Source organism: Fodinibius salinus, from assembly GCF_008124865.1.
GTDB lineage: Bacteria > Bacteroidota > Rhodothermia > Balneolales > Balneolaceae > Fodinibius > Fodinibius salinus.
Genome location: NZ_VNHY01000005.1, coordinates 81193 through 102704, shown reverse-complemented (window position 1 = coordinate 102704; position 21512 = coordinate 81193). Strand labels below are relative to the sequence as shown.

Below are 21512 nucleotides of genomic sequence, written 5' to 3'. Positions count from 1 at the left end.
GATATGAACCAATTGAAGTATACACCTAAAATGAAATCCTTTACAGCAGGACTTTTTGTAATACTTCTTTTAAGTATTACCATTCCCGGTTATGGACAACAGAATGACATTACGCTTGTTGCAAATCCTGCAAATAGTGCCGCTCCTGCTATCAAAAATCATATCCTGCAAATTCGCCAATCAATTAATCATCCACAGGGTTGGAAAGGAATTAAATTGCCGGGCAATCATCCAGCTATCGGATTATTAAACCATCTTATCGACACAAATGAAATCACCTCCATTCGTTTGGGTGATACTCTTCATTTATTATCACATTCTGATGGCAACTACGAAGTCCGCGAAATATATGTCAAAACAGCCCATACCGATACTCTTGAATATCAGGCTCTTTCCTTAAAATTTAACCGAAAAGCAGAACTCACGGATGCTCAACTAGTGCCTGAGATATATAATTATCAGTTTGCACTTGATCGTAAGGTGCTGGCATCGGCCAAAGAAAGAGAAGTAGTTATCAGTAAGGTACACAAGTTTCAAGATGCACTTGTCAATAAAAGTACCAAAACGCTTTCTTCAATGTTAACGCCTGACGCTTATATCGTTAAAGGCGGAATTGACCGTTATTCTTATGAAGATTCCTTTGGCCCTTTTTATAAATATACAGTGTTACCAACCAAACGCTTTGTAAATGATGTCACTGATAAAAATACTCCTGAATATAAAATCCAACATTCTCATATAGAAGTTTATCAGTTCCCAAATGTCAAAAACACATTTGTCGCTACCTTTCAACAGGAGTGGGCCACTGGGACATACAGGGATAACGGTCATGTTGCCATGGTTGTCAACCTGGATAATGATGATGCAATTCCACTAAGAGTATGGAAAGAGCAACCATTTAAAACAGGATATTTAGAGTCCGAAATATCACCAATTACATCGATAACTACTCCCACATTAGGAACCCCGTACAATGGGCAAAAAGGACTTGCTTTCGATACCATTGAAACCAAGAAACGCTCCTCAAAACCTGGTTTTGTCGCAGCCAATAAGCGTTGGGTATTAATGGGTATAGGAGCTTCAGCTGCAATAACGGTTGGAAGCGTTCTATTGTCTGGAAGCAGTGACTCAGAGCTGCCCGATCCCCCCGGTCGGCCTGCCTTAAATTGATAGACAGTAATTTTTATCAATACCTCCCGGTCGGTGAAGCTGATTCCTAGAATCTTTTTGCAAAACCACATAATATGAAATTGTCATCGCGAGTCCTACTATATTGGACCGTGCCGATCCCCAATATAGTGGAGAAGCCCACATTTCGCTCATCCATTCACTCCATTTGCAATAACACAACGTTTTGCCAAACCCGTCTTATTATTCTAACCGGATACCAAACTGATTTATAAAATAGCACCAATGAGTTCTGCAATCAGCCAGCTGATAAGCAATAGTACTGCAATAATAATGACGACAAATTGAACAAATACAAACCAAACCCACAGCCGGCTTTCAGTCGTTGTTTGTTCGGGATTTTCTTTCAGTTCTTTCAGCAATTCAGCATTTCTTAGGTTCGCTTTCCAATAAATGTCAAAAACCTCACCTAAAATGGGAATAGATCCAATTAGTACATCCAGCAAAATATTAATAAACATACGCCCCAGCACCGAAGCCCGACCGCCCATCATAACTGCCTGTATCAAAAAGTAAAGTGATATTACTCCCGCCAGCCAGTCTCCGGCTCCCGGTATAAGCCCCAATATGGGATCAATTCCAAAGCGAATATTGGTATTAGGAATTCGAAATTTGCTGTCGAGTAACTCCGCTAATTTTTTTGTATTATCTGTTTCTTTATTGCTCATCACCGACTCTAATAGTTAAAAATTATTTTATAGTGTAACATTGTTGGCAGAAAACAGTATAAAATTCCGGAATCAGCACTACAATATTTATTTATAACTCACTAAGTATTTTATAACCATGCAAAAGCTTCTCAGTTTTCTAATACTCATTTTTATCGTAGCTGCCTGTTCTCCCAAAACTGGTGAACAGCTAGACAACACCGATGATTCAAATCAAAAAGTGGAACAGTCGGCAAAGAAAGTACCTATTTCTTCTTCTATTGATTTAACCGAAATCAACAACGACCGTGTTTGGGTTCAAGTTGATCCGGGAAAGTTTTCAGCTGATAGTGTTTTATTTCGGCTGCCCCGCGTTGTTCAGGGGACCTATGATGTAAGTAATTTCGGTAGCTTTGTGGATAGCCTGGTGGCCTATAATTATAAGGGAGATCAAATTACTGCTCGTAAAAAAGGAAAAAATACGTGGGTTATACCTGCAGCTAATTTTGACAAGGTAGGCTATTACGTTAACGACACTTTTGACATTGAGCGTACGGATAAGGCAACCCCCTTTTCACCATCAGGCACGAATATAGCCAAAGATAATTTTGTACTGAACCTCCATGGTTTTATCGGATATTTTGAAAATTTTGACGAACATCCCTATAAGCTCAATGTTACGGCTCCTGCCAATTATAAGAAGTCCTCGGCTTTGCCGGTTACTTCTACCTCTTACAATAGCGACAGTACAACAGTAACGAACACATACTCCGCTGATCGGTATTTCGACATTACTGACAACCCAATGTTTTATGGAGACCTCAGCGTCGAAAAGTTTAAGGTGAGTGATATTACTATTGTATTGAGCGTTTATTCGCCCAATGGTAACCACCCTGCTTCGAGTATAAAGAAAACTGTAGCCAAAATGATGAGGGCTCAAAAGGATTATCTCGGCGATTTAAAAACGACTGATCGCTATGATATCTATTTGTATCTGGCACCTCAAAATAAGTCGGCTCCTACTGGATTCGGAGCTCTCGAACATCATACCTCAACGGTAGTTGTATTACCTGAAGCAATGCAGAAATCTCGTCTCAGCAGCACTATGACGGATGTGGTATCTCATGAATTCTTCCATATTGTTACTCCATTAAGTGTTCACTCCGAAGATATTCACAACTTTGACTACAATACGCCCACCTTTTCCAAGCATCTGTGGATGTATGAAGGAACAACCGAATATTTTGCCAGTCACTTTCAGGTATATGAAGGTCTACAGCCCAAGCAAGAATTTTACAATAAAATAAATGGGAAAATCGAGTCTTCGATGGCTATGGCTGACACGATGAGCTTCACAAAAATGAGTGAAAATGTTCTTGATGAACCCTATGCCTCAAATTATCTGAATGTTTATCAGAAAGGGGCACTTATCAGTATGTGTATTGATATTCTAATGCGTGAAGAAAGCAATGGACAGCGTAGTATGCTTTCTCTGATGAAGCAGCTTTCGGATGAGTATGGCGTCGAAAAACCGTTTACTGATGATAAGCTGATTACCGAAATTGCAAATATGACTTATCCCTCAGTCGGTGAATTTTTGCGTACTCATGTTGTGGGAACAACCCCCATTGACTATTCTAAATTTTTCGATAAAGTAGGATTAAAGCGCGTAGCCAAAAAGAAACAAACGTCTCTGTTTTTGAATGGCCAAACACCCTTTATTGATGCTAACCAATCGACAAAACAACTCTTTTTCCGAGATATGAAGCTTAACTCCTCTCTTATTGATTTAGGTATTCAATCGGGAGACATCATAAAGTCCATCAATGGCACGGAATATACGGTATCGAACATCCGACAGCTTATCCCCAAAAGTATGCAGTGGAAAGCAGATACTAAGATTACAATGGTTGTAATCCGTGACGGAGAAGAAATTAAGATATCAGGCAAAGTTGGAGAGCCCACTGTTACGACAAAGAAACTCGTTGAAATCGATGATGCATCCAAAGAGCAAATCAAGCTTCGCAAACAGTGGTTAGGCAACTAATTGCACAAGTAATATTTACATTCAAAAAGCCCTTCGCTACGGAGGGCTTTTTTATTTATAAATTATTACTTCAGTTTTTCAGACCACCTTCACAATCTATTGATCCCCATAGAATAACGCTCCTTTCATTGTTTTAATATAACCCCACCTATTAAAGCCCGTTTGAGGCTGATAACGTTATTTTGCTTTATATTATAAAGTACTTTATTATTAATTATAGTTTAACTTAAGAACTTAAAAACTCTTGCTATGAATAATCAAAAGGGTTCAACAGACAATCAGCAACGCCTGCAAACTATTCACCAGATGATCACCCAGGCCAAAGGACACATTCAAAACAGCTCATTTTACTTGCTTTTGTGGGGATGGATTGTTGCAGCCGGCAGTCTCGGCCATTACTTGCTTTTGGAGTTCAGTAGTATAGCTCATCCCGAATGGGCATGGTCAATTGTCGTTGTCGGTATTATCGCTTCGGTAGTCAAAGGAATTAACGACCGCAGAAGCTCAGGGATAGCCACCTATGGCGAACACCTGATGACAATGATCTGGGTCACTTTTCTGATCAATTATTTTATCATTCTCATTTTTATTGCGAAGATTAACTTTTACATCACTCCAGTAATACTGGTACTAACGGCGGGATCAGTCTTCCTTAGTGGAATCCTGCTAAAGTTTAAACCTCTAAAATGGGGAGCAGGCTTTATCTGGGTAATGAGCATCGTAGCTTTTATGGTTCCCCTGCCTTATCAGTTATTGGCTACAACCGTGGCAATAGGCGGCGGATACCTGATTCCCGGCTATATCCTAAAAAACAATGAGAGGTAACCATGGCTTTTGATGACCTTAATCCTCTGCTACATTCCCAGTTGCGGCTAGCCATTATGTCGCTGCTGATCAGCGTAAAAGAAGCAGACTATAAATACATCAAAGAAGAGACCAGAGCCAGCTCGGGCAACATCAGTGTACAGATGAGCAAACTCGAGGATGCCGGCTATGTTGAGGTAACCAAAACCTTTAAAGACAACAAGCCCAATACCTCCTACACTATCACTCCCGAAGGTATCGAAGCTTTTGAAACATATGTGAACACCCTGCAACAGTATCTGGATGTAAATAGCAATGACAATTAACTATCGACACAATGGAAAATATCGTTTATGACTGGATTGGCGGACTACACCTGATAGCATCTATTGTTGCACTCATCACCGGAACGCTCATTCTGGCAATGGCAAAAGGCTCAGAAATTCACAAGAAGATTGGCTATATCTATGTTTCGGCTATGCTTATTGTAGTTGCTACGGCTTTTATGATCTACCGGCTGTTTGGCGGTTCGGGGATTTTTCACTGGGCAGCCGTCGTGAGCGGAGCTACCCTGGCCGGTGGCATGATTCCTGCACTGCTTCGTACACCTGATGATTGGGTAATCCTGCACTTCAGTTTCATGTACTGGTCTGTACTAGGATTGTATGCTGCATTTATCAGTGAAATATTGGTTCGCGTGCCCGAGAGTCCTTTTTTAGAAATGGTCGGTTTTGGTACCGGCGGCATTATGCTTGTCGGCGGGGGCTGGTTTTATTACCGTAAAGATTACTGGGAGGCAGAGTTTAGCAATTAACTTCTCTAACCGCCTAACAGACATATACGGTATGTAGAAGCTATATTTCCCAACGAACTATTTGGCAAAATAAAACGAAGAAAGCACCCATTCTTTACGCAAATTCATTCTGCTTTTTGGCTTTCTTTCGCTCATTAAAACTCAGGTACTTTTTACGGATGCGCAGGCTTTCGGGCGTTACTTCAAGCAGTTCATCATCGTCAACAAATTCAATGCATTGCTCAAGACTCATTTTCTTAGCCGGCGCAATTTTCACCTCATCTGCACTTTGTGTAGCACGGTGATTAGTAAGGTTCTTCTTTTTCACCACATTTACCACCAAATCATCAGAGCGGTTGTTGATCCCTACAACCTGTCCTTCATATACCGAGTCACCAGGCTCAACCAAGAAAGTTCCGCGATCTTGCAGACCTTCGAGCGCATAGCTGGTAACCTCTCCTTTTTCTAAAGAGATTAGTGTACCACTGTTGCGACCAGGAATTTCACCCGCATATGGTTCATAGGAATCAAACTGTTGGTGCATGATACCTGTGCCTCGCGTTTCGGTAAGCATCTCACCACGGAATCCAATAAGTCCGCGCGAAGGTACGTTAAAGATAATACGATTATTATCGCCCTCTTGCGTCATAGAAGTCATAATCCCTCTGCGCTGCTGCAGATTATCGATCACGCGGTTACTATAGTCTTTATGAACATCCACCACTACCTCTTCAAACGGTTCGTGGCGCTTGCCATCAATTTCTTTGTAGAGTACCTCGGGACGAGAAACAGCAAATTCATATCCTTCACGCCGCATGGTCTCGGTAAGGATGGCTAACTGCAATTCTCCGCGCCCTGAAACTTTATAAATATCGGGATTGTCGGTCTGCTCTACTTCAATAGACACGTTAATACGATCTTCGCGCATCAACCGATCTTTAATCTGATTGGAGGTTACGTACTCCCCTTCCAATCCTGCAAAAGGCGAATCGTTTACGCGAAAAAACATCGCCATAGTCGGCTGATCAATATCGGGATAGTCGATGGCCGTCATATCGGTGGTAGCAGTAAGTGTATCCCCGATATCTACTTGCTCATACCCGGCCAAGGCAAAAACATCACCAGCTACTGCTTTTTCTACGGGTTCGCGCTGCAACCCGTTAAATGTAAATAGCTTGGTAGCCTTCGCCTCTTCTTTTAGATTTCCATCGCTGTCGAGCAGTGCAATTCGCTGCCCTTGCTCAATGGTACCCTGCTCTACGCGACCAATGCCAATACGTCCGACATAATCATTCCAGTCGATACTGCTCACCAGCATTTTAAAGGAAGCATCCAGCTCCTGTTCCGGTGCCGGTATATGTTCCATTATGGTATTAAAGAGTGGAACAAGATCATCGTTATCATCTTCGAGCTCATACTTGGCAATGCCATTTATACCCTCGGCATAAATAATGGGGAAATCCAGCTGCTCATTGGTGGCATCGAGCATCACAAAAAGATCAAAAATTTCGTTGAGCACCTCATCAGGACGCGCATCCTTGCGATCAATCTTATTGATGACCACAATGGGTTCGTATCCCAACTCCAATGATTTGCGAAGTACGAACTTGGTCTGCGGCAACGGGCCTTCGGCGGCATCCACCAGAATAATCACCCCATTTACCATCTTGAGAATACGTTCTACTTCACCACCAAAATCTGCGTGTCCGGGTGTATCTACAATATTTATTTTGGTGTCATCCCACTTTATGGCAGTATTTTTTGAGCTAATGGTAATACCCTTTTCGCGTTCCAGATCGCCGGAATCCATAACGCGCTCGGCCACTTCTTCATTTTCGCGGAAGGTTCCACTCTGTTTCAGCATTTGATCGACCAGCGTGGTCTTACCGTGATCAACGTGGGCAATGATGGCTATATTTCTAATATCGTTGTACATAAAATGTCGTTAGTAATTAATCAATCTTGAGCGCATGGCATCTTGAAATTTCTACAATTCAAGCCTGCAAAGATACGGCTTTATTTGCGCAATTCATTATTAGAAAATACTATTATTCACTGCTTTCTATATCAGCGTACTAATTGCTCATCAGCACTCATTTTAGTATATATAACCTTTTCAACAACGGGTAAATAAACACAACTTTAAGCAACTATGGATTTAGAAATCAGGGATCAGCGTTTTATTGTTTGTGGGGCCAGCAGTGGGTTTGGGCGTGCCATTGCAGAATTACTACTGGATGAAGGTGCTCATGTTATTGCTATTGCGCGACGGGAACAAAAACTAAAAGAGCTAACAGAAGATTATCCCGACCGGGCCGATATTGTAGCAGGAGATCTTACGAATGATGAAACACACAATAAAATTGAAGCAGCTATAGGCAATGAACAGCTCCACGGCGTGGTGATTAATGCAGGCGGCCCACCCGCTTTGAGTCCACTGGAAACGGCTATTTATGATTGGGACCAGGCTTATGAAAATGTAATGCGCTGGAAAATTGAACTGGTGTTGAGATTGGTCTCATATTTCACTTCAAAAGATTATGGGCGAATATTATTTGTAGAAAGCCAATCGGTAAAGCAACCTATTCCTTCGTTGGTCCTCAGCAATTCATTTCGCGCCGGCATGGTGGGTTTTGCAAAATCATTGTCTCAGGAAATTGCCAAACAAGGCGTAACCGTTAATGTGCTGGCTCCAGGCTCCCATAACACACCTGCGATTGAACGTGTGATCGAAAAAGCAGCGGATGGTTCGGACAAATCCTTAGAAGAAGTACGCGAAGAAATGGAAGCTGCTATTCCGGTGGGACGCATGGGCGAAGCAGAAGAGCTGGCATCTTTAACAGGCTGGATTTTATCTCCACATGCATCATACGTTACCGGACAGACCATCAGCCACGACGGCGGGAATATTCAAGGTTTATTTGGATGAGTGTAACCGAGATCCTGAAACTAGTTCAGGATGACATGTTACTTTTTTACTTACTGTTCACTGTTAACTGACAACTGAAACGATGTGGTATCAAACTAACATAACGCTTACTGCCAAGTCACGGGGATATCATATTATTACGGATGAGATCCTCAGCGAAATTCCCGAGATCAAAAAGGTTCAAACAGGTATTGCTCATATCTTTATCCAGCATACCAGTGCCAGCCTGACGATCAACGAAAATGCCGATCCTTCGGTACGGCGTGACTTTGCCACTCACTTTAAGCGCATGGTACCCGAAGATACCTCTATGTATGAACACACGCTTGAAGGTCCCGATGATATGACCTCTCACATTAAAAGCTCCATGCTGGGCCATTCAGTATCTATCCCCATAACCGACGGGAAGTTAAACCTCGGAACCTGGCAAGGGATTTACTTATGTGAACATCGAAATAACGGCGGGCGGCGGAAACTGGTTGTTACCTTACACGGAGAATAATTACGCTTTAAAACAGGTTTCCATCAAATAAACAACAACGTGAAGTTGAGAAAGAGTTTAGTAATTCAGACTTAAAAACTGGCTTCCCAGCTACGTTCCCCTGAGGAAGAAGAAGGTGTTAATATTGAACATCAAAATAGATAAAATTCTTTTACCTCTTCTTTGCTGGAGATAACTTCTTATATTGGGGAGTAATAAATGAAAGACCTGTTTAATACAATAGAGAGTCATTACCATTTTGAGGATCACTGAGCGACTCCAAAAGGGGATTCAATACGTAAAAGAGGTTTCCCAAGACGAACAATTCTATCTTAGCCTGCGTCATGCTGCCGGGGCTTTAATTCCTCTTGTAATTAGCGAGATGCTGGGTTACGAAACAATTGGCCTGGAAATGATGCTGGGCGCCTTTTTTGTGTCAGGCGTTGATATTACAGGAACTTTCCAATCGAAGGCTAAAGCCCTACTTATTACTACGGCCCTGTCGATCTCGATCACTTTTTTATTGCTCGTTGCCGGCGGGCAACAGTTTCTGGTCTTGGGGCTACTCTTCATTTTTATCTTTGGCCTTGCCTATATTTCTCCTTTTAGTCTCCGCTATGCTCTTATGGGAATAATGGGATATCTGGCTATTATTCTGGCTATAAGTATGATAGGACGATTTAATTCAGTTTCTCAGATATTACACCACTGCTTTCTATTACTCTGTGGGTCGCTTTGGTATATCGTTTATGCTTTGGTCATACACTTTTTTACCGGCACTCGGGCTATCACCCGTCGGCTTGCTCGATGCATGAAACAAACTACACATTACTTTCAACAGCGTGTGGCTCTTGTTGAACCAGAGGTTAACCATGATCGGGGAATATTCAAATTAGCCCAACTTCAGCAGGAGCTCAATGAAACCCAGGAAAGTGTCCGCGAACTATTATTCAGCAACACCTCTTTGCTATCAGGACGAAGTTCTGAGCGGCGCCGGTACTATCTTATTTTTATTGAACTTGTTGACATGCATGAACTTGCCGTGGCAACCCCTATTGATTATCCCAAGGTCCGAGATCTACTCCATCGCTATCCTGAGTATAACATCATTCGGGAAATCATTGACAAGATTCACGATGAAATGGATCTGCTGGCTGAAGTCTTACTCAATGACAAAGAATACAAGCGTCCTCTTAAACTTCAAGAGGAACTGGAATCATTGGAACAGCATTTAATCCAACTAAAACAGGATGCTTTCAGCGACAAAGAACATGATGAAGAAGCGTACCACACCCTAAAGCGTATTGAGCTGTACCTGCATAAACAGCTCCAAAAAGTGGAGGTAATCCAAAATATTGTCCTAGACTACAAAACGTATAAAGAGAATCAGGAGGTAACAGATGAAGCACCTTCTAGCGACTTATCCACAACAGACTTGCCCCAGTTTGTTACGCCAAACCCATTAAATTGGGGAAGTATTATTGATAACCTCAGCTTTAATTCCAGTTACTTTCGGTATGCTATCAGAACAGCTACTACCGCTGTAGCCGGCTATTCATTGGCTCATTTTTTAGGTTTCCAAAATGCTTATTGGGTATTACTAACAATACTTGTGGTTATGAAGCCGGGATACGGTGTTACCAGTAAACGCTTCTTCCAGCGCATTGTCGGCACGCTCATTGGGGCTATTATTGCCTATGGATTATATCTACTTGATCCTACCCACGTGGCATCACTCGCCATTTTCGGCATTTCTCTAACTTTGGCCTTTACCTACGTTGTACGTAATTATGTTGTAGCCTCTTCTTTCTTTACCATTTTTGTGATATTTATGTATAGTTTTCTAAATCGTGAGATACCATCCATGGTAGTATTCCGCGTGGTCGACACTATCGTAGGTGCTGTCCTTGTAATCGGTTCGGTACGGTTTTTATGGCCTTCATGGGAATATCAAAAATTTCCGCTCTTATTACAGCACTCTCTCCGGGACAACAAAAGGTACTTACAAAGGGTCATAAATTATCTTTTTAAAGGAGACTATGATGAAAAAGAGTACCGTCTAGCACGTAAACAGGCGTATGTTAACATGGCCAATGTTATTTCTTCGTACCACCGACTTGCCGACGACCCTAAATCTAAGCAAAAAGGAGCACAACTGTCCTACGATTTAGCTCTGCTAAATTATATGATTCTATCTGCAACTACATCGTTGGGGATATTTTTGCAACGACATCCTAATCAACAGTTCCATTATAAAGAGTTTGAAATCATTGGGGAAGGCATTCACGATAACTTGGAACTTGCCGAATACTGCCTGAAAAAATCTTCTCATTCAGCACCCGAAGGTAAAGTTGCTAAATCTGATCGAATTGAAGAGGCCAGCGAAGCACTTTCTAAACAAATTTATACCCTGAAAGAACAACTGGAGGCCCGTGATATGCCCTCCGAGAATCCCACAGAAACGTATTTACATTATGCCCACTTTAATTATTTGAGCAGGCAATTACGCTGGATGCTTGAACTTAGCCGTTCAGTTCTAAATCGTGCTGCTTATCCTGAACGCTATACTGGCGATTCAGAACCTGTAGATACTAAAACAAGTTCAGCCTGAAATGGGAAGGCATAATTGGGTATGTAAGATATATGTAAAACTTACCGATTCTGAGCAATACAGTAAGAATTGAGCAATAGACCTGTTACCCCCCTATAAATAACAAAGGCTTCGCTAAACAAACATATGCTGTTTGCTCAACGAAACCTTGGCGTAATTGTGCGGAGAGGGAGGGATTCGAACCCTCGATATCCCGTTAAGGGATATACTCCCTTAGCAGGGGAGCGCTTTCGACCACTCAGCCACCTCTCCAAAGAAGAACGCAAATATAAGCTAGATTTCCTTTTTAATCAACGCTTTTACCAAAAATACTAGAAGCTCAGATGATCCGTATTCTAATCCTCATCTAAGATATAGATCTGAGCAAGATTCCGTCCCTCTTGGGCATAATCTAATCCATAGCCAAGTACAAAAAGGGTGGGTATCTCAAAGCCCACATAATCAAGTTGTACATCATGGTGGGTAGCTTCAGTCTTGTGCAGCAGTGTAACCGTGGCAATAGATTCGGGATTTTTCTTTTGTAGCTTATCCACCAAATAGTTCATCGACAAACCAGTATCTACAATATCTTCAACAAGGATTACATTTCGTCCTTCAATATCAGCGTCAATATCTTTGAGGTCAGTTACCTGTCCCGACGATACTTTTTCATCTCCGTAGCTGCTGAGCTTCAAAAAGTCAACTTCGCAGGGAATTTCAACAGCACGCATCAGATCGGAAAGAAAAATATAGGCACCGTTTAAGACGCCAATAAAAATAGGATCTTTATCCTTATACTTTTCCGACAGCTCATTCCCCATCTCGATAACGCGTTCCTGAATTTCATCCTGCTCTAAATAGATGCTGAATTTTTCTCCATTGCATTGAACGGTGTCGGGTTTGTATAAGGACATGAAGTATTAATTTCTGTACGTTATTTTCAGGCAGTTATTCGTTTCGTTATCACATTTTACTTGCTCAGAAATAGTGCCCGGTGTTGACTGATTTTTAATTGGCGGAAAGATAATAGCACAAATTGTTTTGTCAAAAGATTCAACCACCAAAGCCTCGTTTTTACGGGAGGCACTGACTTTTCGATTCGTCAGATGGTCAGCTACCTTTTGATGTCCATCCATTCCCAATGGCTGTAGCATATCTCCCTCCTCCCAGTAGCGTACAGTAAGTGGCCATTCGATTTTTTCGGCATCAAGATAAAGTTTCTGCCCAAAATCCGGATTTTGATAACGGCCAAGTGAAATTGCAACCTCACCAAATAGATATGGATTTTCCTCAACCTTACACTGCTCAATTGTTAACGGCTCAAAATTCGTTTCCGATTTATCATCAATGACATAGTAATCTCGATCACAAAGAATTGAGAATTCAGACGTCAGCGTAATTTCTTTACCTACTTGCAGATTCGCAAGCTCATCAATCCGGGCAAGGCTATCCTGTGAAATTTGTAATCCGGGTTTCTGCTCTTTCAGTAACCAAAGTACCACCGCTTTCTGCAGGCCGGATTCCAACGAATCAAATTCATCGCGATCGATACCACGACCATCCCTAACCTGATCAGCTATATAACCAATCGCCTGTTCGTAATGTTGGGCTGATTGGCCAATACTCAGCACATTTTCTTTCCATCCCGGAAAAAAATCAGAGAGCTTGTTGAGCCATTCATTTCTCAAAAAATTGCGGGCAAAATTATTCTCCAAATTTGATTCATCTGTGCGGTAGGGGATATCATTGCCTTGTACATACTGCTGAATTTCATCTTTCGACACATCCAACAATGGACGAAAAATATTCTCTTCCAAAATCCCCATCCCCGACCAACTGGCCAATCCCGCGCCGCGAAAGATCTTCTGCAAAATCGTTTCCACCTGGTCGTCTTTGTGATGAGCTAAAGCAATACCATCGGCATCGTGCTTTTGCATCAACTGTTCAAAAAAACGGTAGCGGTAATCACGCGCCCACTGTTGAAAATTGTCTCCCTCGGCTTCAGCGGGATCCGCAACAATACTATGACACTGGAATCCCCATTTGGCCGCTTTCTGTTCTACAAGGTCGGCGTCTTTGTCAGATGCCGTTCCCCTCTTCTGGTAATTAACATGCGCAACCCATCCCGAAATTCCGAGTTTGTTTAACGCATAGAGCAGGCACATCGAATCCATACCGCCACTTACTGCAATCACAAATTGGGCACGCTGATCGTCAGAAAAATAGCGATCAATATTCGTACGGATTTTTTGCTCAATCAGTGACAAGTCGGATTTGCTCATACGAAAATGATTTTAGTTCACCGTCTTCGCCTAATACTACCAACTGTCCGGCTTTATTAATACCAAGCATCTTAAAGGTATCTTCCAAGAGCTGACCGTTAACAATCAGTTCTATCCATTGGCCATAACCGATAATATTTCTGTTGATGGATTTAAGCAAATCCTGCCGGCGACGCTGCCACAAGTTATAATTATATTCAATGCGGCTAAGCAGTTCGCTCAATAAATTTTCCCTTTCAACAGTCTGTCCCTTTTCAATGGCAATAGAGGTAGCTTTGCCTGATACTTCGGATGAAAACGCTTTTTGGTTCACATTCAGGCCGATACCTATAATCAATCGATCAAGAGTATTACCGCTAAACATGGTTTCGGTTAACAGACCGGCAACTTTTTTCTGATCTATCATTACATCGTTCGGCCACTTGATACACACGTTCGAATTAGGCAGCAATTCATCAATGTAATCGACAATTGCCAAGGCACAAGCAAGAGTTAAAACATGAAACCGATCGGTGGTCTGCGGACGAAAGACCAGCGAAAAAGTCAGATTTTCTCCCGACTCTGATTCCCAATTACGCTCGTACTGTCCGCGTCCCTTTATCTGATCATCGGCCAGGCAAACCATTCCGTGCGTTACCTCTTCAGCTGATATATTTTTGACATGTGAATTGGTAGATTCCAGTTCCTCAAAATAAGAAAAGCTATGTCCCAGCCACTGCGTTGAAAGCTCCTGTTGGTATACCGATTGGTCAAATGTTGAATACAATATGTTGGATTTTTTTTGTAATCCTACCAAGGATAATTTCTCACTATCCGGAGATTTGTTTCAAAATTATTATTTACTTCTCCTTCCACTCACCATATACATTATCCACTTCTGAAATCGTCTGACAATGCTGTAAATCAGTGGCCAGCTGTTTCATCTCAGAAAGTGATCGCTGCCTCAACATCTTTTTGACGGGTGGCAATGCAGCGGGATTCATACTCAGTTCTGTAATACCAAGGCCCATCAACCCACAGGCAGAAACCGGATCTGAGGCCAGCTCACCACAAACATTCAGTGGCTTATCCGCCTCTTGAGCAGATTCAACCACATTCTTAATAAGTCTCCATACCATAGGATGCCGCTGATCGTACAAATGAGAAAGCTGTTCGTTGCCACGATCAACCGCCAACAGATATTGGGTTAAATCATTGGTCCCGATACTTAAAAAGTCCGCCTCTGTGCAAAACAAATCAGCCTGTAATGCCACATTAAGCACTTCTACCATAATACCCAGCGAAATGTTGTCATCAATTGAGATCCCTTCATTTTCCAGCTCTTGCTGGGTCTGCTGCAGTAAATTACGGACTTCTTTAAATTCCTCTAATGTGGAAACCATCGGAATAAGAATCCGAACAAGACCATGATAATTAGCCGCAACCTCACAAATTGCACGCAGCTGCTGCATCAGCAGTTCTTTTTTATTCAACAACCACCGTATTCCCCTGTTACCTAAAAATGGATTGGGATCATTACTTTCATAACCGGTAATTTTATCGCCGCCTGCATCAAACAAGCGAATAGTAACAGGATTTGGTGACGTTTGTTTCAAGATCGTGCTATAAAAAGACTTCTGTTTATCAATATCATCAAAATCTCTGCGCAAATATATAGACTCGGTCCGGAGGAGTCCGATGCCCTCAGCACAATATTTTTTTACCGTCTGGAGCTCTGCCTCAAATTCGATGTTGGCCCGCAGGGAAAATGGTAACCCATCACTAGTCTTGTTGGGCTTTTGACATATTTCCAGGTAATCGCGCAGTCGTTCTTCCCGTTGCTTCATCAGCTCCCGGTATCGGTCCTGGCTTTGCGCATCGATATTCATTAATACCTGCCCTGTTTGACCATCGAGTACCAACTCGTCACCCTTATTTATCTTAGCAGTGGCTTCGCGTGTTCCCAGAATCATAGGTAATCCTATTGATCGTGCAACAATTGCAGCATGGCCATCTACGCCACCGCGATCCATAACAATACCTTTAATATCATGCTCAGAACAAGTGATCACCTCGCGCGGGCTTAGCTCATGTGCCACCAGAATAGTACCATCCGTTATACCATCTTCATCAAAACCGTGCAAAAATTGAATCAGACGATCCCGCACATCTGTAATATCGACTACTCCCTTTTCATGGGATACACCCCCTCCACTCATTACTGATAAGAACGTGTCGAAAGCAGATTGAACCGCTAGATCTGCCGGTTGGTTTTTGTCGAGAATGTGTCGCTCTATACTATTATCTAATTCTGGATCTCTGAGAATGGCAATCTGCGTGCCAATGACAGCTTCAGCATTTTTATCGTTTTGCCGATCCATCATCTGCTGAAGTTCTTTTTCAACTTGGGAATACGCATTACGATACTTAGCAAGCTGCTGTTTGCGACGGTCATCCTCAATCCTATCAACCGTTACGGACAAGCTACTCCGCTCATACATGCTGGCTTTACCTATCGCAAATCCCTGTGCACCGCTCACTCCTTGAAGGATTACTCCAGCGGCAGCCGATCTGTTATTCGTCTTCTTCATATACTTCACCAAATCCGCTTTCGATTAACGCAATAATTTCTTCTGCCGCCTCTTCTTCATCCGGACCGTCAAGTTCCAGCTCTAATTCAGCGCCCTTTTCGGCAGCCAACGTCATTAGTCCCAAAATGCTTTTACCATTTACACGATAACCATACATATGGATATAAAAATCCGATTCATAGTTCGAGGCCAGCTTCACTATTGCTGCTGCAGGACGTGCATGCAAACCGGCATCGTTGACAATGGTCACTTTCTCTTTAAGCATTCGTTGTATTTAGATCAGAAATTAACATTTTTGGATGGGTAGTAAAATGACAATAATTCCGATTAAAAAACAGTCGTAGTTAGCAGAGGTCGAGATTGTTTCATCAGTATTTTACTGATCACTGTTTACGGCTTACTGAACACTGTGAACTGTAGTATTCTTTTATTAATTTAAGCTTCAATAGTTTGCATAAAATTAATACCAAAAATAGATGTCTGTAACCAAAGAAGAAGTTAATTACGTAGCAGATCTTGCACGGCTAAAGCTCAGTGAAGACGAAACGGAATCACTGGTGGGTGATATGAATCAAATTTTGGACCACATGGAGACGCTTGAAGAGGTTGACACCTCTGATGTGGAACCACTGGAACACGTTGTGGAACTAGAATACCAGCTGCGCGATGACAAGGCTAAAGAACCTGTCTCTCACGATGATGCTCTGAAAAATGCGCCCGATGCCGATACCGATTACTTTCGCGTCCCCCGGGTTATTGAATAAGAAATCTGATCATTTGAGATCAGCATCTAAATACAATTAACAGTAGGACCTGAAACAGGTTCAGGATGGCATGAGAGTTTAATAATCACCAAAACCTTTCACATTGACTTCCCAAAAACAGTTCGAAGATCTTAAAGAGGATTTCATCTCCCGGCTTTCGGCCAACAAGAAACATCTGATAGCCCTGTCAATCCTCTTTATCCTTCCGCTTATTTTGTACTCCGCTATCTTCTTTGGCGGTAAACAATTTATGGGTAACGATGTTCTGCAGTGGCGTGCCGGATCCCAATCAGTTATTGAATATGTTAAAAACCACGATGGTGAACACCCGAACTGGGCCAGCAATATGTTCTCGGGGATGCCCTCGTATGTACTTCACAACTCTCCCCCTCCCCAAAATGTTGATACATTTCTCAAATGGATCGGTGGAGATACACATCCCCTTCCCTTTTTCTGGATTTTACTCGGTGGGGCCTACTTCTTCTTTGTAATTCAGGGCGTGCGGCCTTTTTCATCCGCACTCGGATCGATCCTTATCGGCTTTACTACTTACCTGCCCATCATTATTGAAGCAGGCCATTATAGTAAATTTATGGCCTTTGCTTTTATCCCCTGGATGTTTGTGGGCTACTATCTGGTTTCGAGATCAAGCAAAAAGCTGGCTGCTTTCTTTATCTTTGCGCTGGCTATGACTTTACAGCTGCGCGCCAACCATCCGCAAGTAACATACTATTTTCTATACCTGTTGGGCTTCTGGTGGTTATATGACAGCTGGTGGGCCTATCAAAAAGATAATATTCAAGACTGGCTGCAACGCACAGGCATTGCCTTTGGAGCCGGCCTGCTGGCTATACTCTGCAGCATTAACTTATACTGGCGGATGTACGAATATGCCCAATACAGTATTCGGGGCGGATCGTCACTGGATGCAGCCCAAGGCAGTGGTTTATCCCTGGAATATGCTTTTAGCTGGTCGCAAGGCGTGGGCGAACTCTTAACCCTTATCATCCCCGGCCTTTACGGAGGTTCTTCGGGCGAAGCCTACTGGGGACCAAAATCATTTACCAGCGGCCCGCATTATTTCGGAGCTATTGCTTTTATACTGGCTTTAATTGGATTTTTCAAATACCGTAAAAAAATAAAATACCTGTTCTTTGGCGTTGGCTCGTTGACGATGTTATTCTCACTGGGCTATCATTTGCCTGCACTCAATGAGTTCATGTTTAACTACATGCCGTATTTTAACAAATTCCGTACGCCGGAGATGTGGCTCATCGTCTCCATTTTCTGCTTTTCGGTGTTAGCAGTGTATGGCATTGAATCTTTATTTGAGATCGCCCAAAACAAACATCAATCCCTTAACGACTTATTTCTTCCACTGGGTGTAGCACTTGGTATCGGGGTATTATTTGCACTAGGCAGCAATGCGTTGCTCTCTTTTGAAAAACCTAATGAAGCTCAGCAATATGCCCAACAATTGGCCCAGCGAAACAACGTATCTCCTGACAATCCCCAAGTACAGCAACGGGTGGAACAATTTATTAACAGCCGCATAAAGCCCAAGCGAAAAGAGATGGCCAGCAGCGACTCGATTCGTTATCTCATTCTTAGTCTATTGGCTGCAGGACTGATCGTCGGCTTTATGAAGAACAAGATCAGTAAGGGTTATTTGTTAATTGGGCTGGTTATCCTTACCGGCTACGATATGCTCAGCGTAGGCAACCGATACATCAGTGAAGATCGCATGGTTGCCGATCGGCTGGAGGCCGAGCAGCTAATCCAGCAGCGGCAGACGCCGGCTGATCAATTTATTGCGCAAAATATTAACAGTGGTCAAGACTGGCCCTACCGCGCCTATCCGCTGATGAGCAACCCCTTTAACAGTGCCATTCAGTCATACTTTTATCCCTCTATCGGTGGATATACAGGTGTTAAACTTGGCTACTATCAAGAAACGGTAGAAAACTTTTTGACGGGCAGCAGCGGCAATCCCACCATCAACCAAAATAGCCATGCTGTACTGGATATGCTCAACGCCAAATATATCACTGTTGGTCAACAAATCCCTTTCCCGGGTTACACCCAGGTATTCAGCCAAAACAATCAGCGTGTATATCGCAATGATGATGTACTGCCAAAAGCCTTTTTTGTGGATTCCGTTATCACTGTTGACAGTCCAAAGCAAGCCGTCAATCAAATGAAGGCCTCAGCTGGATTTAATCCCGCTACTACGGCCATTGTTGAAACGGATGAGTCACTGCAAGCCTCTGCAGACACTACCCGATCTGTTGAAGTGACCTCCTACAGTGCCAAAACTATTGAACTGGAGACCTCATCTAAGGAAAAACAATTTTTAGTGCTCAGCGAGATTTATTACCCCGATGGATGGAATGCGACTATTGACGGTAAGCCCATCCCCATAGAAAAAACCAACTTTATTCTTCGGGGACTGCAAATTCCGGCCGGTAATCATACTATTACCATGAGCTTTGAACCGGCTGCAACAATCTGGGGTGGACGCCTTGCCTGGTTTGGGCATATCATATTATGGATAGCCGGCATTGGCGCTTTTGTTGTTCGCTACCAAAACGGGGAGCAAGAATAAATAATTATGGCACGCTCTTCCCGTATTTCTATTATTATTTGTACTTATGATCGTGCCGATTACCTGCGGGATACGCTACAATCACTATTAAAAAACAAAGCCGATCCTGACCGGTATGAGCTGTTGATTATCGATAACAACTCCAGCGACAATACTCCTGCTGTTGCACATCAGTTTATTGATTCATTCCCAGATCACAACATCCGCTATATTAAAGAATCTCAACAAGGGCTTTCATTTGCAAGAAACCGGGGCATCCGCGAGGCTAAAAACCCAATTCTTCTTTTTTTGGATGATGATATTTTAACCGGTTCCCAATTTATTAGGCACTGGCTAATATTTTTCGATCAGCATGCTGATGCAAAGTGTGCCGGCGGTAGAATTGAAGTTCAGTTTGATGACCCCCGCCCCAGCTGGATGTCTCACTTTCTATTGCCTCTGCTCGGTTATCATAACTTAGGTAGTACGGTCAAAACATATGGGCAACGAAAATATCCTTTTGGAGGCAATATGGCTTTCCGGCAATCCATCTTTGATGAATACGGTTTTTTTAATACTGATCTGGGTCGAAAAGGCGAAGAACTTAAAGCAAGCGAAGAAAAAGAGTTTTTCCGCCGCCTCAAAAATGATAATATCGAAATATACTACCTGCCCGATGCCAAGCTTGATCACCGTGTGGATAATGAGCGGTTAACTCCAGATTATATTAAAAGGCAAGCAGTGGGATTGGGACAGAGCATAGCTCTGCAACTCCGCCAAAAAACTTTAGCCTCCAAAATAGCTAAGGGAAGCTCAGAACTATTTAAATTAATCGTATCGCTTGGACTGTTTTTGCCCTATACCTTCACTTTACAATGGTCAAAGGCAGTGATGCTCATCAAATTTCGAAAATGGATTCTAGAAGGATATCTTTCGGTCAGTCAATAAATTCGGCATTCAATTTTAAGATCAGCCTCTGTCAATACAACTGCTCATGGTTTTAACCAACGACTTTGTATTTATTCACTTTCCAAAAAATGCTGGTTCATTCGTTACAGAGTGTCTGCAAAAAGTTTATGACGGGCGATCCTCAAAAAAAGCCGATAAAAAATGGGGTGATTATATCACCTATCTTATCAACAGAGAAAACACACAATACGCCAAGAAGTATATTTCAAAATCTCTGGGATACACCGGCGAAAAAATCAAGAGTCAACATCAAGGTTGTGATGAAATCCCCATTCAACACCAAGAAAAGCCCATCCTGAGTACGATCCGCAATCCTTTTGACCGGTATGTATCACAATACAAATTTGGGTGGTGGAAGAAAAATCCGGTATTACCCCCAGAAAAACGTCACGAACTCTTTCCCAACTTCCCAGATTTAGATTTCGGGCAGTATCTTGATTTGGTGCTGAATTACCGGCTGGAAAATACCAGGCAAAAAAACAACATCAGCGCAGATATGGGTATTTACAGCCTGCAGTTTATCCAACTTTTCTGCAAAAATTATATGGATGTACTTTCTTCCATTAACGATATCCATCAATTGGATAATAACCATTTCTATACGGCAACTTTTCTTCACCAAGAACAGCTTCGAGATGAGCTCTACGATTATTTGCAAAAGCAAGGATGGCCCGAATCCAATATTTCTTTTATCCGCAATGCTCAAAAAGTGAACACCAGCAGAGATGATTTTTCATACCGGCGGTACTACTCACAAGAACAAGTAGACTTGATTAAAGAGAAAGAAGCCCTGATATTCCGTTTATTTCCAGATTATTCGTTCTAGGAAGCAGCCATCATACAACCCAGAATCCTTTATGTTCA

General features: G+C 42.4%; 19 protein-coding genes and 1 tRNA gene. 12 read left to right on the top strand and 8 right to left on the bottom strand.

All coding sequences use genetic code 11. From position 1 onward, the window contains the following. Positions 1-30 precede the first annotated feature (30 nt). Entirely contained in the window at positions 31-1170 is a 1140-nt protein-coding gene (locus LX73_RS12635) for a hypothetical protein (RefSeq protein WP_148899886.1), read from the top strand. 227 nt (positions 1171-1397) lie between these two features. On the opposite strand, the gene LX73_RS12630 is transcribed toward LX73_RS12635, so the two are convergent. Next, on the bottom strand, positions 1398-1856 hold the full coding sequence (locus tag LX73_RS12630) for a DUF4112 domain-containing protein (protein WP_148899885.1): 459 nt from the start codon (positions 1854-1856) through the stop codon (positions 1398-1400). 118 nt (positions 1857-1974) lie between these two features. Here LX73_RS12630 and LX73_RS12625 point away from each other — a divergent pair, with 118 nt between their 5' ends. From LX73_RS12625 to LX73_RS12610, 4 genes are all read left to right on the top strand, one after another. Then, positions 1975-3882: a M61 family metallopeptidase gene (locus tag LX73_RS12625; RefSeq protein ID WP_148899884.1), complete on the top strand. Its 1908-nt coding sequence runs from the start codon at positions 1975-1977 to the stop codon at positions 3880-3882. Positions 3883-4131: 249 nt separating this feature from the next. Continuing rightward, on the top strand, positions 4132-4707 hold the full coding sequence (locus LX73_RS12620; RefSeq protein ID WP_148899883.1) for a hypothetical protein: 576 nt from the start codon (positions 4132-4134) through the stop codon (positions 4705-4707). A gap of 2 nt (positions 4708-4709) precedes the next feature. After that, positions 4710-5012: a winged helix-turn-helix domain-containing protein gene (locus LX73_RS12615; protein ID WP_148899882.1), complete on the top strand. Its 303-nt coding sequence runs from the start codon at positions 4710-4712 to the stop codon at positions 5010-5012. A gap of 11 nt (positions 5013-5023) precedes the next feature. Beyond that, a complete protein-coding gene (locus LX73_RS12610) occupies positions 5024-5500 on the top strand; it encodes a DUF2306 domain-containing protein (RefSeq protein ID WP_148899881.1) in 477 nt (158 codons plus the stop codon). 94 nt (positions 5501-5594) lie between these two features. Here LX73_RS12610 and typA read toward each other — a convergent pair whose 3' ends face one another. Further along, positions 5595-7415 carry a translational GTPase TypA gene (gene typA, locus LX73_RS12605; protein ID WP_148899880.1) on the bottom strand — a complete coding sequence of 607 codons (1821 nt, stop codon included), beginning with the start codon at positions 7413-7415 and terminating at the stop codon, positions 5595-5597. Positions 7416-7631: 216 nt separating this feature from the next. On the opposite strand from typA, the gene LX73_RS12600 reads away from it, so the two are divergent. From LX73_RS12600 to LX73_RS12590, 3 genes are all read left to right on the top strand, one after another. Continuing rightward, positions 7632-8408: an SDR family oxidoreductase gene (locus LX73_RS12600; protein WP_148899879.1), complete on the top strand. Its 777-nt coding sequence runs from the start codon at positions 7632-7634 to the stop codon at positions 8406-8408. An 82-nt stretch (positions 8409-8490) separates the two neighbouring features. After that, positions 8491-8910: a secondary thiamine-phosphate synthase enzyme YjbQ gene (locus LX73_RS12595; protein WP_148899878.1), complete on the top strand. Its 420-nt coding sequence runs from the start codon at positions 8491-8493 to the stop codon at positions 8908-8910. A gap of 238 nt (positions 8911-9148) precedes the next feature. Beyond that, the gene (locus LX73_RS12590) at positions 9149-11500 is read left to right on the top strand and encodes an FUSC family protein (RefSeq protein ID WP_148899877.1); all 2352 of its coding nucleotides are present in this window, start codon (positions 9149-9151) and stop codon (positions 11498-11500) included. Between the two features lie 162 nt (positions 11501-11662). Here LX73_RS12590 and LX73_RS12585 read toward each other — a convergent pair. The 6 genes from LX73_RS12585 to LX73_RS12560 form a co-directional block, all read right to left on the bottom strand. Next, a tRNA-Ser gene (locus LX73_RS12585) sits at positions 11663-11752 on the bottom strand. 83 nt (positions 11753-11835) lie between these two features. Beyond that, complete coding sequence (gene hpt, locus LX73_RS12580; protein ID WP_148899876.1) at positions 11836-12393, bottom strand: hypoxanthine phosphoribosyltransferase; 558 nt, start codon at positions 12391-12393, stop codon at positions 11836-11838. 6 nt (positions 12394-12399) lie between these two features. Beyond that, on the bottom strand, positions 12400-13761 hold the full coding sequence (gene tilS / locus LX73_RS12575; RefSeq protein WP_148899875.1) for a tRNA lysidine(34) synthetase TilS: 1362 nt from the start codon (positions 13759-13761) through the stop codon (positions 12400-12402). Next, complete coding sequence (locus LX73_RS12570) at positions 13733-14527, bottom strand: biotin--[acetyl-CoA-carboxylase] ligase (RefSeq protein WP_170245692.1); 795 nt, start codon at positions 14525-14527, stop codon at positions 13733-13735. Before LX73_RS12570 ends, tilS begins: the two co-directional genes overlap by 29 nt. A gap of 73 nt (positions 14528-14600) precedes the next feature. Further along, positions 14601-16331, bottom strand: a complete 1731-nt coding sequence (gene ptsP / locus LX73_RS12565) for a phosphoenolpyruvate--protein phosphotransferase (RefSeq protein WP_148899873.1) — start codon at positions 16329-16331, stop codon at positions 14601-14603. Continuing rightward, on the bottom strand, positions 16315-16596 hold the full coding sequence (locus LX73_RS12560; protein ID WP_148899872.1) for an HPr family phosphocarrier protein: 282 nt from the start codon (positions 16594-16596) through the stop codon (positions 16315-16317). The genes ptsP and LX73_RS12560 overlap by 17 nt, the downstream gene beginning before the upstream one ends. A 211-nt stretch (positions 16597-16807) precedes the next feature. Between LX73_RS12560 and gatC the strand changes: the two genes are divergently transcribed. From gatC to LX73_RS12540, 4 genes are all read left to right on the top strand, one after another. Continuing rightward, the gene (gene gatC, locus LX73_RS12555) at positions 16808-17095 is read left to right on the top strand and encodes an Asp-tRNA(Asn)/Glu-tRNA(Gln) amidotransferase subunit GatC (RefSeq protein WP_148899871.1); all 288 of its coding nucleotides are present in this window, start codon (positions 16808-16810) and stop codon (positions 17093-17095) included. A gap of 103 nt (positions 17096-17198) precedes the next feature. Continuing rightward, on the top strand, positions 17199-19700 hold the full coding sequence (locus tag LX73_RS12550; protein ID WP_148899870.1) for a DUF6541 family protein: 2502 nt from the start codon (positions 17199-17201) through the stop codon (positions 19698-19700). Positions 19701-19706: 6 nt separating this feature from the next. Continuing rightward, positions 19707-20627: a glycosyltransferase gene (locus LX73_RS12545; RefSeq protein WP_148899869.1), complete on the top strand. Its 921-nt coding sequence runs from the start codon at positions 19707-19709 to the stop codon at positions 20625-20627. 46 nt (positions 20628-20673) lie between these two features. Beyond that, complete coding sequence (locus tag LX73_RS12540; RefSeq protein ID WP_148899868.1) at positions 20674-21474, top strand: sulfotransferase family 2 domain-containing protein; 801 nt, start codon at positions 20674-20676, stop codon at positions 21472-21474. Positions 21475-21512 lie beyond the last annotated feature (38 nt).